This is a genomic window from Rhodococcus sp. 2H158 (assembly GCF_053764755.1).
In genome coordinates this window covers 46,702-63,025 of record NZ_JBSNCE010000028.1, presented here as the reverse complement: position 1 = coordinate 63,025, position 16,324 = coordinate 46,702, and the positions used below count along the sequence as shown (strand labels likewise).

Annotated in this window: 10 protein-coding genes; 6 read left to right on the top strand and 4 right to left on the bottom strand. The window is 71.5% G+C overall.

All coding sequences use genetic code 11. The features are described 5' to 3' along the window. Positions 1–137: 137 nt before the first annotated feature. Entirely contained in the window at positions 138–5,621 is a 5,484-nt protein-coding gene (locus ACWPOB_RS23420) for an ATP-binding protein (protein WP_455402298.1), read from the bottom strand. Positions 5,622–6,465: 844 nt separating this feature from the next. Here ACWPOB_RS23420 and ACWPOB_RS23415 point away from each other — a divergent pair. The 5 genes from ACWPOB_RS23415 to ACWPOB_RS23395 all read left to right on the top strand — a co-directional run bounded on the left by ACWPOB_RS23415 (position 6,466) and on the right by ACWPOB_RS23395 (position 11,875). After that, on the top strand, positions 6,466–6,918 hold the full coding sequence (locus ACWPOB_RS23415; protein ID WP_455402281.1) for a GyrI-like domain-containing protein: 453 nt from the start codon (positions 6,466–6,468) through the stop codon (positions 6,916–6,918). A gap of 53 nt (positions 6,919–6,971) precedes the next feature. After that, positions 6,972–8,825, top strand: coding sequence for an acyl-CoA thioester hydrolase/BAAT C-terminal domain-containing protein (locus ACWPOB_RS23410; RefSeq protein ID WP_455402280.1), 1,854 nt, complete (start codon positions 6,972–6,974; stop codon positions 8,823–8,825). Between the two features lie 70 nt (positions 8,826–8,895). Further along, the gene (locus ACWPOB_RS23405) at positions 8,896–10,074 is read left to right on the top strand and encodes a hypothetical protein (protein ID WP_455402279.1); all 1,179 of its coding nucleotides are present in this window, start codon (positions 8,896–8,898) and stop codon (positions 10,072–10,074) included. A gap of 208 nt (positions 10,075–10,282) precedes the next feature. Continuing rightward, positions 10,283–10,708 carry a hypothetical protein gene (locus tag ACWPOB_RS23400; RefSeq protein ID WP_455402278.1) on the top strand — a complete coding sequence of 142 codons (426 nt, stop codon included), beginning with the start codon at positions 10,283–10,285 and terminating at the stop codon, positions 10,706–10,708. Between the two features lie 114 nt (positions 10,709–10,822). Then, the gene (locus ACWPOB_RS23395; RefSeq protein WP_455402277.1) at positions 10,823–11,875 is read left to right on the top strand and encodes a zinc-dependent alcohol dehydrogenase family protein; all 1,053 of its coding nucleotides are present in this window, start codon (positions 10,823–10,825) and stop codon (positions 11,873–11,875) included. Positions 11,876–11,970: 95 nt separating this feature from the next. On the opposite strand, the gene ACWPOB_RS23390 is transcribed toward ACWPOB_RS23395, so the two are convergent. Together ACWPOB_RS23390 and ACWPOB_RS23385 are read right to left on the bottom strand one after the other, a co-directional pair. Next, positions 11,971–13,146: a patatin-like phospholipase family protein gene (locus ACWPOB_RS23390; RefSeq protein WP_455402297.1), complete on the bottom strand. Its 1,176-nt coding sequence runs from the start codon at positions 13,144–13,146 to the stop codon at positions 11,971–11,973. Between the two features lie 162 nt (positions 13,147–13,308). Further along, positions 13,309–14,373: a TIGR03842 family LLM class F420-dependent oxidoreductase gene (locus ACWPOB_RS23385; RefSeq protein ID WP_455402276.1), complete on the bottom strand. Its 1,065-nt coding sequence runs from the start codon at positions 14,371–14,373 to the stop codon at positions 13,309–13,311. A 185-nt stretch (positions 14,374–14,558) separates the two neighbouring features. Between ACWPOB_RS23385 and ACWPOB_RS23380 the strand changes: the two genes are divergently transcribed. Continuing rightward, on the top strand, positions 14,559–15,227 hold the full coding sequence (locus ACWPOB_RS23380) for an HAD family hydrolase (RefSeq protein ID WP_100057272.1): 669 nt from the start codon (positions 14,559–14,561) through the stop codon (positions 15,225–15,227). Positions 15,228–15,270: 43 nt separating this feature from the next. Here ACWPOB_RS23380 and ACWPOB_RS23375 read toward each other — a convergent pair whose 3' ends face one another. Beyond that, positions 15,271–16,251, bottom strand: coding sequence for a hypothetical protein (locus tag ACWPOB_RS23375; protein ID WP_455402275.1), 981 nt, complete (start codon positions 16,249–16,251; stop codon positions 15,271–15,273). Positions 16,252–16,324 lie beyond the last annotated feature (73 nt).

Here is a 16,324-nt window from a genome sequence, read left to right as displayed (position 1 = left end):
GACTGCAGGGCGACGTACGGCCGTCCCGGCGGGAGAAAGTACCCGGGACGCCGGCCGAGGCCGTGACGGGCTCGTGAGGGCACAAGAAAGGGCCCCGCACCGGCGAACCGGTGCGGGGCCCTTCGGGGGTCGTGCGGTTACTGCGCGAGCACCTTCGCCATGCCTCGCTCGACGGCGGCGACGATCTCCGGCCGCAGGCCCGCGGCCGGGATGATCGAGTGCACGGAGCCGACCTGCTGGGCGCGCTGGATGTTGTGGATGGCCTCGAACTCCGCAGCCACCTCACCGAGCTTCTCCGACCGCACCGCGGTGCGCTGCGTTGCCAGCTCGACCCGCAGGCGGGCCTTCTCGCCGTCCTCGGCCGCGGCGAGCTGCGCCTCGAGTTCGGTGATCCGCGGATCCGCCGCGGTGCGCGCATTGACGTCGCGGGTGAACACCACCGCCGCGGCGGGTGCGCCGCCGAGCACGGAGGCGAACGAGCCCTCGACCGCGAGCACCTCCATGTTCTCGTTCAACGCGCCGGAGAACACCACGAAGGCGCCGCCGTGGTAGCGGGAGACCACGACGAAGACGATCGGGCCGTCGAAGTTGACGATCGCCCGGCCGATCTCGGCGCCGTTCTCGAGCTGCAGGTTGCGCAGCGACTCGGGGGAGCCGTCGAACCCGGACAGGTTCGCCAGCACCACCACGGGGCGGTTGCCGCTCGCCGCGTTGATCGCCCGTGCGGTCTTCTTCGAGGACTTCGGGAACAGTGTGCCCGAGGTCCACTGGTCCGGCCCGTCGGTGGGGAACCAGCCCTTGCGGGCGATGGCGCGGGACTCGATGCCGATCACCGTGACCGCGTTGCCGCCGAGATGGGCGTCGAACACCACCGACGTGTCGGCGTCGGCCATGTCCGCCCACCGCTCGAGCACCGGGTGGTCCTGGTCGACCACGGCGCGCATGACCGTGCGGATGTCGAACGGCTTCTTGCGGTCCGGGTTGGTCTCCGCGGAGAAGATGTCGCCCACCGTGGTGAAGTCGCTCGACGGGTGCACGTGCGGGTACACCCGCACGTCGCGCTCGATCGGGTCGACGGTCTCGGCCTTGCGGGGGAACCGCTCGCCCGGGGCGAGGTAGGCGTGCTCGTAGTGCCCGAAGAGCACCTCGACCGCGGCCGACAGGTTCGGTGCCCAGTACTGCGCCTGACCGTTGGGGCCCATGACACGGTCGTAGCCGCCGATGCCGAAGTTGTCCTCGGCCGACACGCCACCGGAGTAGTCCAGGGACTGCTTGCCGGTCAGCACCATCGCGCTGTCCGGGGTCATCACCAGGATGCCCTTGGTGTGCATGAGCATCGTCGCCTCGGCGTTCCAGTACGGCTGGGCGCCGACGTTGATGCCGGTGACCACGACGTTGATCTCGCCGCCGGCCTGCGTGAAGGTGATGATGCGGCGCAGGGCCCGCGAGACCCAGTCCATGTTCTCGGTGCCGGACTCCATCGAGATGGTGGCACCGGAGGACAGCGCGAACCACTCGACCGGGACGCCGAGCTGCTCGGCCAGGTCGATCGCGGCGACGACGCGGGCGCACTCGGCCTCCGCGACGGTGCCGAGCGCCTTCGTCGGATCGCCGAACAGCGCGACGCGGGTCATGCCCTCCGGGTACCGCGGCGTCGGGGTGGTGACCAGCCCGACCACCAGACCGGCCTTGTTCCGGCCGTACGGGCGCTGCACCGGCACCACGGCGCCGGAGGCGTCGAGGTCGTACTCGACGAAGCTGCCCTCGCTGCCGGTGAGCAGCGGGATCAGCTCGTACGGGTACACGGTGCCGCGGGCGCGGGAGCGCTGGACCTTCTGGGTGTACTCGTCGAGCGGCTGCAGCGGCTCCTTCGGCGGATCGGTCACCCGCACGACCACGCCGGCGCCGGAGCGGTACGAGAATCGCAGCGCCACCTCGCGGGGCTCGGCCTCCGCGGTCTCACGCCACCAGCCGATGACGGTGATCTCCTCGAGACCGGCGCCGACGGTGAGCGGGGCCGCCCCACGGCTGACCCGCTTCAGGTCGTCGATGCTCAGATCCACCTCGGGCCAGACGAACAGCACCACGCGGTTCGCGTCGAGGCGGCGCTTGCCGCGGGCGGCCTGCGACCGGCGGATCGCGTCGAGGCAGCTCGACAGGGCCCGCTCGAACGCGGGCAGGCCCACGATCGTGCCGGTCTCGTCGCGCTGCGGGGTCAGGTCCCGCACCTCGGCGAGGGCGATGAGCCGCTCGTCGGACGGATTCTCATTCGCCGCAATGTGATACAGGTACGAGTCCGGGTTCGCCGGCAGGCGGGTGCCGACGAAGTTCTTCAGCCGCCACAGATCCAGGCGCTGACCGGTGAGCGGGTGCATGTCGCGGATGTTGGCTTCCTCCGCGTACCCGGTCTCGAACGGGCGGAAGGTGAAGACGTGCTCCTCGGCGCGGTCGGTGTGGCACACCGTCACCGTGACCCGGCGGGCGGCGGTGGCGACCTCACGGCCGGCCAGCACCGCGCGCAGCGCCTCGGCCTGCGCGTCGGCGTCGGCGGGGGCGTCGTCCCACGCGAGGTACAGGTCGACCACCAGGTTGTCGGTGCCGGGCAGAGTGCGCGCCGACTCCTCGACGGTGTCCAGGGCCGCCTCGAGCTCGGCGTGCCGGGCCTCGGTGGAGATCAGGTACAGGCGGGTGCCGCGCAGATCGAAGTTGCCGGTGACGAACTGCCGGCCACCGCGCACCTCGGACTGCACCTGCTCGAGCGTGCGGATCTTGTAGGCGCGGCGGGTGATGACCTCGAGCAGCGGGCCCGGGACGGTCTCCGGTCGGGCGATCTGCTGGGCGAGCAGGTCGATCAGCGGCTCGGGGGTGGCCACGAGGGCCTCGACGCGCTGCGCGTAGTCCGCGGCGCCGGGGTGGTCGGCGAGGTGGGCGAGGCTGCCGCGCACCCCGTCGTACACCTGCTCGCGGACCTTGCGGATCACCGGCTCCTCGAAGAGGCGGTAGCGCAGGTTGCGGGCCGCGTCGCCGATCACCGGGTAGCGCACCTGGGTGGCGACGATGAGCCGGTCGAGGACCTCGTTGAGCTCCTGCGAGATGCCGGCCGGTCCCTCGGTCTCCTCGAGCCACCGCTCGAGCAGTGCCGAGACCACCGGAACCTGCGTCTCGATGCGCTGCTGCGCGAGGAACAGCCGGTAGACGGCCTCCTCGAGCTCGGGGGTGCGGTCCAGCTCGGTGACGTCGTAGTGCCGCAGCGCCTGCGACAGCCGCGCCCGGAAGCTCTCGGGCAGGCCGCCGACCTCGACGTCGAGGGACTGCAGGTAGCCGTGGAAGTGCTCGCGGGGGCTGTGCACGCGCTCGTCGCTGGACTCCTCGGCCTGCGTCGGGCGGTTGCGCGAGAGCTCGCACACGTCGGCGAACGTGGTGAGCAGCGCCAGCTCGGCGCGCACCAGGTCGCAGTTCCCGGCGGCCTCGCCGCGCAGCCGGTCGTACTCGGCGAGCAGCGTCGCGGTCCGCTTGCCGGAGACGTCGTACCCGGTGACGAGCGCCTCGAGGGCGTCGAGCCGGGCCAGCGCGTCGGCCGCGGCGTCGCCGGTCACGACGGCGGCGGGCGCGGGGAACTCCACGCGCTCGACCGTCTCGGTGACGGTCTCCTCGGCGATCCGATCGACACGCAGCAGCGGTGCGCCGGCGTCGACCTGCGAGTTGACCACGGCGAGGACCTCGCGGACGCGGCCGGCGAAGGGCGCGCGCACCGCGGTCTCCATCTTCATGGATTCGAGCACCACGAGCGTCTGGCCGGCCTCGACCTCGTCGCCTAGGGCGACGGGCACCGCGACGACGACGGCGGGCGCGGGGGTGCGCACGACGCCGGCCTCGTCCTGGCTGATCTGGTGGCTGATGCCGTCGACCTCGACGAGGAAGCCGGTGGCGCCGGCGATCGAGACGATGTGGTGGCGGCGGCCGGCGAGGACGAGCCGGGACTCGAACTGCCCGAGCCGGTCGACGTCCACCTCGAGTTCGCCGCTGCCGGCATCGACGCGGTAGCGGTGCGGCCCGACCTGTCCGACGAGCAGCTCGTAGGCCTGGCCCTGGTAGCTCAGCTCGACCTTGCGGCCCACCGAGTGCCCGGCGCGGGGGCGGCCGCCGCGGGCGGAGGTGAGGAACGCGGCGCGCTCGTGGCTCTCCTCGGCGTCGTAGACGTCGACGGCCGTGGCGATCAGCGCGATGTCGGCCACCCGGGACGGACCGGTGGCGGTGCCGGCGCCGGTGCGGTCGAGCCAGCCGGTGTCGGCCGACGCGGAGATGACCTCCTCGCGGTCGAGCAGGTCGAGCAGGAACGACTTGGTGGTGGTGCCGCCCTCGAGGACGACGGTGGTCTCGCGCAGCGCGGTACGCAGGCGGGCCAGGGCCTCGTCGCGGTCGCGGCCCCACGCGATGATCTTGGCGACCATCGAGTCGTAGTCCGGCGGGATGACGTCGCCCTGGGCGATGCCGGTGTCGACGCGCAGGCCGGACCCGAGCGGGAACTTCAGCAGCTGCACGGAGCCGGGGGCGGGGGCGAAACCGTTGTCGGCGTCCTCGGCGTTGAGCCGGGCCTCGACCGCGTGACCGAACTCGGGCGGGCAGTCGCCGGGGAGCTTCTCGCCGGAGGCCACCAGGATCTGCAGCTTGACCAGGTCGATGCCGGTGGTGGCCTCGGTGATGGGGTGCTCGACCTGCAGGCGGGTGTTGACCTCGAGGAAGGTGAAGATCTTCAGGTCCGGCTGGTACAGGTACTCGACGGTGCCGGCGCCGCAGTACCCGGCGGCGCGCACGAGGTCCGCGGAGACCGCGCGCAGGTTGTCGGCCTGCTCCTTGGTCAGCAGCGGCGAGGCCGACTCCTCGATGACCTTCTGGTTCTTGCGCTGGATGGAGCAGTCGCGCACGCCCGGCGCCCAGACGTTGCCGTGACCGTCGGCGATGACCTGGACCTCGACGTGGCGGGCGTCGGTGACGAGACGCTCGATGAACACCACGGGGTCGCCGAACGAGCGCTCGGCCTCGCCCTGGGTGCGCTCGAGGGCGAGCTCGAGCTCGTCCTCGGAGTACACCTTGCGGATGCCGCGGCCGCCGCCGCCGGAGCGGGCCTTGATGATCAGCGGGTAGCCGATGGCCTGGGCGTGCCGGCGCGCGTCGGCGCGGGTCTCGACCGGTCCGCCCGACCACGGGGCGACGGGCACGCCGACCTTCTCGGCGAGCAGCTTGGCCTCGACCTTGTCGCCGAGCAGGCGCATGGCCTCGGCCGACGGGCCGATGAAGGTGATGTTCAGGCGGGCGCAGACCTCGGCGAACGCAGGATCCTCGGCCACGAAGCCCCAGCCGACCCACACGGCGTCGGCCTTCGCTTCGAGCATGGCGCGCTCGAGTTCGGCGTGGTCGAGGTAGGGGGTGGCGGCCGTGGTGGACGGCCGCAGGGTGACGCCCTCGTCGGCCTGGCGGACGAACATGGCCCGCCGCTCGGCCTCCGTGTGCAGGGCGATCGTCTTGATGTCGTAGCCGTGCTCGGAGTTGAGCTCCCGGACTGCTCTGATGAGGCGTACTGCCGCCTCACCTCGGTTGACCACCGCGATCCGTTTGAACATACTCGTTGCCACCGTTCTCCAGGTTTGTGCGCGCTCGTGCGACGCTCGTCGAAGCTTCTCGCCAGTGAGTGAAAAAAGTTAACCGATGTCGAGGCCCGCGTCACGGGTTGATAACGCGAGCAAGAACATGTATCGGTCGGCTCCTCGTGTCGGCGTATGCGTGCGGACGTGTGCACCGACTGGCCCGGCGGATGCCTGGGTGTCGGCGGACAGGCGGTCGGCCTCGTCCCGCGGACCGTCGTCGTCGACGGCCGAGTGCCCCCCCGGTGGGGACGATCCTTCCGCTAACAGCATGAAGGAAACATGAGGGTTTGTCACGTTTTGTGGTCGGCGGAGCGGGTTCGGCGCTCCCTCTCCGCCTCGCGCGCGGGAACTGCTGGCGGACAGGCGATTACGATAGAAATGTGGGCCGGTGCCGGGGCTCGGCCGTGGCGGGCCCGGGAATACCGCCGGGTAACACCGGGCAGTAACATTCCGGCCGTTGGTCTTTCGCACGGCACGATGCCGGGCCCGCGAGCGCCGTCGACTACGTGAATTGTCCAGCATCGGACCGGCATCGACGCCGCGAACGGGCCGAAGCGGACACGGGCCGCCGTCCGCCGGACCCGTCGCGCCGCCGCGACGAGGGGCGCTGCGGTCCGGCCGGTGCTGTGACGATTGTCACGGACGTCGGAGCGCTCGTGTGTGCGGGCCGAATGTCACATCGATTCGATCGCATCGACCGGATGTGACATTCGGCCGCCGGCAACCCCCGCACACCCCGGGGGCTCGATGTCTCCGGAAGTTCACGAAACGGCAGTGTGAATCGCCTATCGTGGCCCCAGGCTTCGACAGGGGAGGACGCATGCCCGAGATCGTGCACGCACCGGCCAGGCATCTGGCCGCCGTGGAGTTCAGCACCGACGTGGCGCACATCGGTGAGCACCTCGGCGAGGCGTACGGCGCCGTCGAGCAGTACCTGGCCGGCGCGGGCACGTCGCCGGCCGGCCCGGCCGTCGCGTACTACCGCAACTTCACCAGGGAGGGCTTCGACGGCGCCGCCGGCTTCGAGGTCGCCACCCCGATCGACGGCGACGGCCACGTGGTCCCGATCGACCTGCCTGCCGGCGAGGTCGCGACCGAGACCCACCTCGGTCCCTACGACACGCTCGAGCAGACCTACGAGGCCCTCGCCGCCTGGGCCGCCCGTGAGGGTCACGACCTCGACCTGAGCACCGCGTGGGAGGAGTACCGGAGCCCGCCGGGCACCCCCGCGGAGGAAGTGCGGACCGTGATTTTCGTTCCCGTGAACTCCTGAGGCGTATCGCGGAAGCACCCCCACGGTGGCGGGAGGCGGGAGACAATCCGCGAATGTCCCTCGTCGTCGGATTCGCGCCGTGGATCGTGTACTGGATCCTCGTCGGCAACACCGGGTTCGTCACCGCCGTGGCCGCCGCCCTCGCGCTCGCCGCCGCCGGCCCCCTCGTGCAGCGGGTGCGCGGAAAGCCGTGGCGCTCCCTCGACGTCGGCACCGTCGTCGTCTTCGCGCTGCTGCTGATCGCCGCGCTCACGCTCGACGACGCCGTCCTCGAACGCTGGCTGCAACCGGTCGGCAATCTCGGACTGCTGCTCGTCGTCCTCGGCGGCATCCTCGCCGGACGACCGTTCGTGCGCGAATACGCCGTCGAGACAGTTGATCCCGCGACCGCGGAATCAAGCGGCTTCCGGTACATCACCACCGCGATGACGTGGATGTGGGCCGCCGCGTTCGCCGTGATGACCGTGTCCTCGCTGATCCCGCCGCTCGTCGACGGTTCCGCCACCGTCCGCGACGAGACCGACGCGCTCTCCGTCGTCGGATACTGGGTCGTCCCCTTCGTCGTGCTGGGCGCCGCCGGACTGGTTTCGGCCCTGTTTCCCAAGTGGTTCGACACGAATTCCGCGCTCGCCGCCACCGCCAACCCGAGTCCCGAACCCGCGTCCCCGACCGCACCACCCCCGGACCTCGACTCGCCCCGGGTCCACCTCGTCGTGCCGCGCCAGTCGCGGCACGACGAGCCGTTCCGCCTCACCCTCGCCGGATCGCGGCCCGACGCGACGATCACCGTCACCGCCGAGGGCACCGACATGTCCGGCGCCCGCTGGCGCTCGCACCGTAGCTACGACGGCAGCGTCGACGTCGTCGACGAACCGTTGTGGGACATGCGGTTCGACGAGCCCGACCGCGTACCCGACCTGTTCGTCCCCCCGCCCGGCCGGTGGCCGGTCACGCTCACCGTCACCGACGGCCCGCACACCACGCGACGCACGGTGATCCGCACCGACGCCGCGCCCGGCGTGACCGTCGAGGACCTCGACGTCGCCGGACGGCCGGGTCTGCTCGCCCGCCCGGACGGCCCGGCTCCGCCGCGCGGATGGCCGGCGGTGCTGTGCGTCGGCGGATCCGAGGGCGGCGTCGATTCCCAGCGCGCCACCATCGCCGCCCTCGCCTCCCACGGCCACGTCGCCCTCGCCTACTCGTGGCTCGACGAGAACACCGAGGTCGCGTCCGTTCCGCTCGAGCGCTTCACCGGCGCGCTGCGCCACCTCGCCGCCCTGCCCGAGATCGACACCGACAACGTTGCCGCCGTGGGTATTTCCCGGGGAGCCGAAGGACTTCTCGCCGCCGTCGCGGCCGACGGCACGTCGCTGCGGGCGCTGGTGCTCGTCAGCCCCAGCTCCGTCTCGTGGCAGGGACTCGGGCCGGACGGGGAGATCCCGGACACCCCGTCGTGGACCCTGGGCGGCGAGCCGCAGCCCTGGGCGCCGCTGCCCAGCTCCGCGCTGATGCCGCAGATGATCCGCAACGCCTGGCGCGCCGGCCGCGACGTCGCCCGGCACCGGCCGTCGCTGCTGCGCCTGTCCGACGCCTACCGCGCGGGACTGCGCGACGCACCCGACCCCGCCCACCTGCGGGCCGAGAAGATCGACGCCCCGATCCTGTGCATCACCGGCACCGACGACCAGCTGTGGCCGTCCACGGACATGGCCGGCGCACTGCTCGCCCGGCGCGGCGACGGTCGCGACCGGCACCTGTCCGTCGACGGCGCCGGCCACCTGATCCGCCTCGGCATGTTCCCCGGCGACGCCCAGTGGAGCGGTGGCATCGCCTTCGGCGGCACCCCGGCCGGGCAGGGCAGGGCCCAGCGCGCCGCGGTCGACGCCGTCACCGAGTTCCTCGCCTGACCGGCGCTCCCGTCGCGCTCCCGGGATTTCTGGAACAGTGGAGGGGTCCGGACGCCACGAGGAGGTCCCGATGTCCGACGACCCGCAGTTCCCGGTCGGGTTCGAACCGGCCGAGCAGCGCCGCGCGCGGATGGCCGCGCAGGTGCGCCGCTGGTGTGAGCAGCACCGGCTCGACGGCCGGCACGCCCCGCTGTCGGACGCCGCCGCTCTCTGCCTGGCCGCCGGCCACCTCGACGACGAGACCCGCGACATCCTGGCCCGGCGCCGCCGGATCGGCCGCGGCTTGCCCACCCTCGGCGGGTTCGGCGCGTTGCGCCATCTCACGGACGAGCACGCCCGCCTCACGACGCGAGCCGCCGACCTGCGCCCCGGCGCCGCCCGGCTGGTGTTCGAGTACCGGGCGGGGGAGCTGGCCAAGCGGCTGCGCAACGCCCACTACACGCTCACCGTGTCCGGCCGGCACTACGCGCAGGGCGTGCGGGCCGTGCGGCGGGAACGGCGCGACGGCGTGCACCTCGACCCGCACCAGCGCGACGCCCTGTTCGCGGCGCTGCAGCGCACGCCCGCGCCGATCCCCGAGAGAACGACCGATCAGGTGCGCGGCGCCGTGCTCGGCGTGGCCGTGGACCGGGTGACGCGCTGGTCCGACGGCACCGCGGCGGCCGCGGCGGGACGTCGCGCCGCCGACGCCCTCGGCCGGCAGGTGCCCGACGGCGACGATCACTTCGTCGACCGGTACGACACCCTGCTGTTCCTCGCCGGCACCCTGTACGACCGGATCGAAGGCTCCACGGCCTGGCGGTCGGACCACCTCGCGGTGCAGCGGTCCCAGCTCGATCTCGCCGACGAGCTGACGCAGATCGCCGTGGACGCCGTGACGTTGCGGGGCCTGCTCGCCGAACTCGCCGACGCCCGGCGCGCGGCGCCGTCCGCTCGCGCGGCCGTCGACGCGCGCATCGCCGCACTCGCACCGGTGTGGGATCAGCTTCTCGACCGGGTGGCGGCACTGGCCCGCATCGGCGAGCTGCTCACCGTCGCCGAGGTCCAGCTGCGCACCGCCGAGGTCGAGGCCCGCACCGCGAGCCTCGACGAGCGGATCGACTCCCTCATCGGCCGATCGGGGGCGCGGGAGCTGTCCGCCGACAACACCCACTTCGTCGGCGACCAGTTCGGGATCGCCGCAGAGCTGATGGGTTCGCTCCGGTCGGAGCTGAGGGGCGACATCGCGGAGCTCACCGCGCGAGAGTGAGACCGCCCGCGCCGATTGTCAGCCGTCACAGCGCAGTTCCTCGGTGATTCCGACGTCGCCCGACGCCGCTGCTTCCCGTGCGGGCGGTGCTGTAGCTTTCACGCGTTCTCGAGCGAAATCGACTGGGGGTGACCGGGTGCTGCGCAGTGTGCCGAGATGCACGGTGCCGAGATCCACGGTGCCGGCGTGCACGGCCCGCAGGTCGGGGATGCTCTTGGTGGCGACGGTGCTCGCCGTCGCCGGTTGCGGCGGGTCCGCGGACACGGTCCGGGTGCAGGACGATCCGATCCTCGAGGCGGAGTTCGACACGGTCCTGCTGACCGGCGAACCCCGCACCCTCGCCTCCGTCGCCGAGGACGCCGGTCTGTCGCCGGGGTCGTGGGACCGCATGTACCGCTTCTCGCTGCCCCTGCTGATGAGCTCGATCAACCGCGACCTCGGCCTGACGGGCACCGTGTGGGAGAACCTTCCCGACGCCGCGGGGCAGGGCCTGATCGTCTTCATGTCCGACGACGACGTCGTCCGCGCCGCCGTCGACCGGGCACCCGTCGTCGAGGTCGACGGGTACGGCACCCCCGACGCGCTGGTCGAGGCGGCGGACTCCGACCGGCTCACGATCGTCTCCGGCCACTGATCGCCCCGGTGTGACCTCCACCCGCCCGATTCGAGGCCCAATGGCCATTTCCCGACGGCGTTACGGGTGAGACGCTGAACCCGGCAGACACCGATCGGCGAAAGGCCCGAAGCAATGAAGGCACTGGTGTTTCACGGTCCGGGAAAGCGTTCCTGGGAGGACGTCCCCGATCCCCGAATCCAGGACCCCACCGACGCGATCGTCCGCGTCGACGCGGTCACCATCTGCGGCACCGACCTGCACATCCTCGGCGGCGACGTCCCCGAGGTGACCGACGGGCGCATCCTCGGACACGAGGCCGTCGGCACCGTCGTCGAGGTCGGGCCGGGCGTGCAGAACCTCGCGCCCGGCGACCGGGTCCTCGTCTCGTGCATCACCTCGTGCGGGCGCTGCCGCTTCTGCCGTGAGGGCCGCTACGGCCAGTGCCTCGGGGGCGGGGGCTGGATCCTCGGCCACCTCATCGACGGCACCCAGGCCGAACTCGTGCGAGTCCCGTTCGCCGACAACTCCACCCACCGCGTACCCGAGGGCGTGAGCGACGAGCAGATGCTCATGCTCGCCGACATCCTGCCCACCTCCTACGAGGTCGGCGTGCTCAACGGATGCGTGCGGCCCGCCGACGTCGTCGTCATCGTCGGCGCCGGGCCGATCGGTCTCGCCGCGATCCTCGCGACCCGGCTGCTGAGCCCGAGCCACGTCGTCGCGGTCGATCTCGCCGACAGCCGCCTCGAGGCCGCCAAGACGTTCGGCGCCGACGTCGTGGTCAACGGCGGGCGCGACGACGTCGCCGCGGTGGTGCGCGACCTCACCGGCGGCCTCGGCGCCGACGTCACCATGGAGGCCGTCGGAGTGCCGGCGACGTTCGAGCAGGCCGTCGAACTGGTCCGGCCGGGTGGCCATGTCGCCAACATCGGCGTCCACGGTGCGCCGGCCACCCTGCACCTCGAGAGCATCTGGATCAAGGACCTCACCATCACCACCGGCCTGGTCGACACGTACTCGACGCCGACCCTGATCGGCCTGGTCCGCAGCGGCAAACTCGACACCTCGCCGATGATCACCCACCGGTTCGCACTCGACGAGTTCGAGGAGGCCTACGACGTCTTCGGCCGCGCGGGTGAGACCGGTGCGCTCAAGGTGCTGCTCACGGCGAAGCCGGGAACCTGATGCGGCGACGGCGCGCGCTATTTCACCCGCGCGCCGTCACGGCCGCGCGCCCCGCCACCGTCGCGCGCGCCGAGCGAATGTATCGTTCCGTCGGACTACCGAGATGAGCGATACATTCGCTCGGACGGCGGCTGTTCGTGCGTGGCCGCGATACCGAGTTCGGCTGCGGCGGAGGTGAAGTCCGGGTCGAAGAGCAGAAAGCTCAGCAGGTCACCGTGGTCCTCGCGTGTTCCTCCGGCGAGGCGACCCAGGACCGACAGCCACGGATGGCGCAGACCACCGACGCCCGCGGCCTTCCTGCTGTACACGTCGTAGGCGAGCCGGCCGAGGTCGTACGCCTGCTCGAGCGACGGGCCCGCGAACCGCACCCCGATCTCCCGATCCGATGTCACGTCCGCGCTGTCCACTCCGGCTGCACGAATGCGCATCAGCCGGTCGTTGCGGACCTCGAGCTGGTGCAGGTCTTCGATCATGCGGTCCGAGAGGACGGCGCGCAGGACCAGTGCGGCGGCACCGAACACGTCGGGTGGTTCGTCGTCGCCGGGCGCGAGGTCGGCGGCAGGCCGTTCGATCCAGTGCCGCGGCTGGGTCGCGACGACTCCGAGGGTGTCCGCGCCGAGGGCGACGGCCGGCTTCAGCGGGGTGTTGAGCTGCAGGCCGCCGTCGACGTACCAGCCCGTCCACGCCGCCGGTTCGGTGACCCGGACGGGCCGGAACAGCACCGGCACCGCCGCCGATGCCAGCACGTGCTCGACGGACAGTTCCGTCTCGACGTAGGTGATGTTGCGATGTTCGTCGTAGTCGGGCAGCGGCACGGACGAGTGCTTCTCGACGAAGACCACGGTGCCGCGGGTGGCGACCGAGGTGGCGGTCACCGCGACCGCCCCGATGGCCCCGCTGCGGATGTTGGCGTGCAGGTCCTCCCAACAGATGAGTGATTCCAGCATGTCGCGCATGCGCTCGGTGTCGAGAAGGCTCGGCAGCGTGACGTCCAGACCGGCGGCCTGACCGAGGTAACGCAGGCCGGTGCCGACCAGCGTGCCGACGGGCCCGAAGACATCGTCCAGTCCCACCGTCGACCACAGGCTCACGATCTTGTGGGTGGCGGCCTTGTATCCGTCTCCGGCGAAGGCGGCCAATCCGGCGACGTTCAGGGCGCCGGCGCTGGTTCCCACCAGAATCGGAGGGCGCTCCGACCGCGGAAGTTCCGGCAGCAGCGATGCGATCGCGCCGGCCTCGTACGCTCCCCGGGCGCCTGCGCCGGACACCACCAGACCTACGGTTTCGCTCACGGTCGTCCCCCTCACGACGAACACGTGCATACATCGGAGAACGATACGCGCCGATGCGGTGCCGAACGCGTGATCCGAAGAAGCCGAGCGACGCTCGCAACGAGCGGATGTATCGTCTCGTCGACTACGAGGACGAAGGATTCATTCGCTCGCCGGCCGGGACGCGCCGGCCGGCTCGGCGGTCGTCGCGACGGGCCGCGGCGCGAGCCCCGGGATCACGATCTCCCCGTACGCCTCCAGGGTCGACGCCTTCGCGTCGTGCTGCAGGTACACGGCGAACTGGTCCACCCCGATCTCCTCCAGTTCCCTCAGTCGGTTCAGATGCTCCTCCGCGGTGCCGACGATGCAGAAGCGGTCGACGATCTCGTCGGGCACGAACTCCGCGTGCGGGTTGCCGGCGCGGCCGTGCTCGTTGTAGTCGTACCCCGAACGCCCGGCGACGTAGCGGGTGAGCGCCTCCGGCACGTCGCTGTCGGTGCCGTACCGTGCCACGATGTCCGCGGCATGATTGCCGACCATCCCCCCGAACCAGCGGCACTGCTCGCGGGCATGCGCCAGGGCGGTGCCGGATCCGTCTGTCACATATGCGGGTGCCGCCGCGCAGATCGTCACCGCCGCCGGATCGCGACCGGCCGCCTCGGCGGCCGCGCGGACCCGTGCGATCGTCCACTTCGCGATCTCCGGATCCGCGAGTTGCAGGATGAACCCGTCGGCCACCTGGCCGACCAGGTCGAGTGCCTTCGGCCCGTAACCGGCCACCCACACCTCGAGCGACGACGCCTCTGCCCACGGGAAACGCACCGTCACGTCCCGCACGCGGGCGCCGCGGCCGTTGCCGAGCTCGCGGATGACCTCGATCGCGTCGCGGAGCGTCGCCAGCGTCGCCGGTGCGCCGCCGAGGGTGCGTACCGCCGAATCGCCCCGACCGATCCCACAGACGGTGCGGTTGCCGAACATGCCGTTGAGCGTGGCGAAGGTCGAGGCCGTGACCGTCCAGTCGCGGGTAGCCGGATTCGTCACCATCGGACCCACCATCACCGTGCGCGTCGCGGCGAGGATCAAGCTGTGGACGACGTACGGCTCCTGCCACAGCAGGTGCGAGTCGAACGTCCAGACGTGCGAGAAGCCGTGCGTCTCCGCCTGCCGGGCCAGCTCCACGACCCGCGCCGCCGGCGGATTGCACTGGAATACCACTCCGATGTCCACGGGGCTCCTCCCGCCGCGACTTCATGTCGGATCCGATTCTGCGCGTGCAACCCCCCGGGTGTCCGGCACTCGGCGGGTTCGGAGATCACGAGGCCCACCTCCCCGCGGCGTGACGGCTGGTCGTGCCGCCGATCGGCTGCGTGTCGGAGTCGTGCCTGCGGACCGGTGTGGCCGAGACTGGGCCTGTGTCCGACAACGGTGGTGTGGAAGCGGTGGTGTTCGACCTGGACGGGGTGCTGGTCGACTCCGAACCGCTGTGGGAACAGGTGCGCCGGCAGGTCGTGGCCGAGCACGGGGGACGCTGGACGGACGACGCGCAGAGCCGGTTGATGGGCATGAGCACCCCGGAGTGGGCGAGGTATCTCAGCGACGGTCTCGGTGTCGACCTGCCGCCCGACGACGTGGCGGCGCTGGTCATCGATCGCATGGGCGCCCGCTACGCCGACCGGCTGCCGCTGATTCCGGGTGCGGTCGAGGCGGTGCGCGCGATGGCGGCGCGGTGGCCGCTCGGCCTGGCCAGCTCGTCCCCGCAGGCTCTGATCGACGTCGTGCTCGACGCCGCCGCGCTGGGCGACGTGTTCACCGTGGCGCTGTCCACCGAAGGTGTGGCGCGTGGGAAGCCGGCACCCGACATCTACCTGACGGTGGCCGAGCGACTCGGAATGGACCCGGCTCGGTGTGCGGCGGTGGAGGATTCCAGCAACGGGCTGCGGTCGGCGGCCGCGGCCGGCATGCGGGTGATCGCGATTCCCCATCCCCGGTATCCACCCGACCCGGATGCGCTCGCCCTCGCAGGACTGGTGCTGCCCGGCTTGGCCGGTCTCACCACGGCCGCCGTGGCAGCGATGAGGTGAGGTACGGACACCGGGGCCCTGCTCGGTGCAGCCGGTCTCGACCCTATGCCGGCGGACCCGGCGCAATGCCGACCGGATCTACCGAAACACGTTCGGGGAAAACGGAAGTGGGATTCGGGACCACGCAGGGTGCGAACCGCGCGGCCCGGAACAGATTGTCGACGATGCACTCTCCGTCGACGCCGTCGGGGACAGAATCGGCGACGAGACCACGGACCTCCCGGTACAGCGCGGTGGTGTGTTCGACAGCGAGGTGCACCGCGAGCTGATGGTATGTCGTTCCGTCCTGTCCGGGGACCGGCTCACGGCCGCGGAGAGTGCCCGGGTCGTCCTTGTTCAGGGTCAGGTGACATTCCTCGAACGGTGCCGGCGGTGCGGGCGGGCCCTCGCTCGGCGGGACGGTCGACCCGGCCGGGGGAGGGGGCGGAACGCTCGGGCAGCCGTCGAGGCCGTTCGCCGGGGTCAGCTCGAAGTATCCGGTGTGCAGTCCGGCCGGAAGAGCGGCGGGATCGCACGTCGGGAAGAGCGGGGCGAGCCCCGGTGCCCGGTTCGCGGCGACGGCCAGCTCGACCCAGTTCGAATGTGAGTAGAAGTCGGCGAGTGCGTGGGTCAGGCCGCCGAAGGCGCTGCGGGCCGCGAAGCCGTTCACGGAGGTGCGGAACTCCGGCGGGCCGGTGGGTTGCGCGCCGGCGATCACGGCCGGCATGAAGAAGTTCCACGCGTCCCGGGCGCGGTCGCAGACATCCGCCGGCCCCGCGGCATTGTCGAAGTGCCGGAAGGCGTCGTCCTGGAACAGGTCGCTCCCTTCGTTTCCGGTGCCGGTGAGAAGGCTCCCGGTGATCTCGGCGAGTGCCAGGTCATCGAGGCCCTCGTCGCCGGTGGCCGGGGGCAGCGCTGCCCGCAGGATCGCCCCGTGGATGTCGGGCGCGAAGGCCAGCGCGTTCGGGGGCATCGACACGGACAGGAATGCAGCGGCGGCAACTGTCACGATCGTCGACAGACCGGGGCGGGGAAGCAGTGTCATGGGTACTCCGCAGTCGTTGGTCGTGAGCACCGCGCTGCTTCCGGCGATGCCGTTGTTCGTTACAGGTGGTGGC

What these genes read in the sequence shown, in the direction of transcription:
- ACWPOB_RS23415 (WP_455402281.1), top strand. Translation starts at nt 6,466, where the DNA reads ATGCCCGAGATCGTGCACGCACCGGCCAGGCATCTGGCCGCCGTGGAG.
- ACWPOB_RS23395 (WP_455402277.1), top strand. Translation starts at nt 10,823, where the DNA reads ATGAAGGCACTGGTGTTTCACGGTCCGGGAAAGCGTTCCTGGGAGGAC.
- ACWPOB_RS23375 (WP_455402275.1), bottom strand. Translation starts at nt 16,251, where the DNA reads ATGACACTGCTTCCCCGCCCCGGTCTGTCGACGATCGTGACAGTTGCC.
- ACWPOB_RS23420 (WP_455402298.1), bottom strand. Translation starts at nt 5,621, where the DNA reads ATGTTCAAACGGATCGCGGTGGTCAACCGAGGTGAGGCGGCAGTACGC.
- ACWPOB_RS23400 (WP_455402278.1), top strand. Translation starts at nt 10,283, where the DNA reads ATGCTCTTGGTGGCGACGGTGCTCGCCGTCGCCGGTTGCGGCGGGTCC.
- ACWPOB_RS23405 (WP_455402279.1), top strand. Translation starts at nt 8,896, where the DNA reads ATGTCCGACGACCCGCAGTTCCCGGTCGGGTTCGAACCGGCCGAGCAG.
- ACWPOB_RS23410 (WP_455402280.1), top strand. Translation starts at nt 6,972, where the DNA reads ATGTCCCTCGTCGTCGGATTCGCGCCGTGGATCGTGTACTGGATCCTC.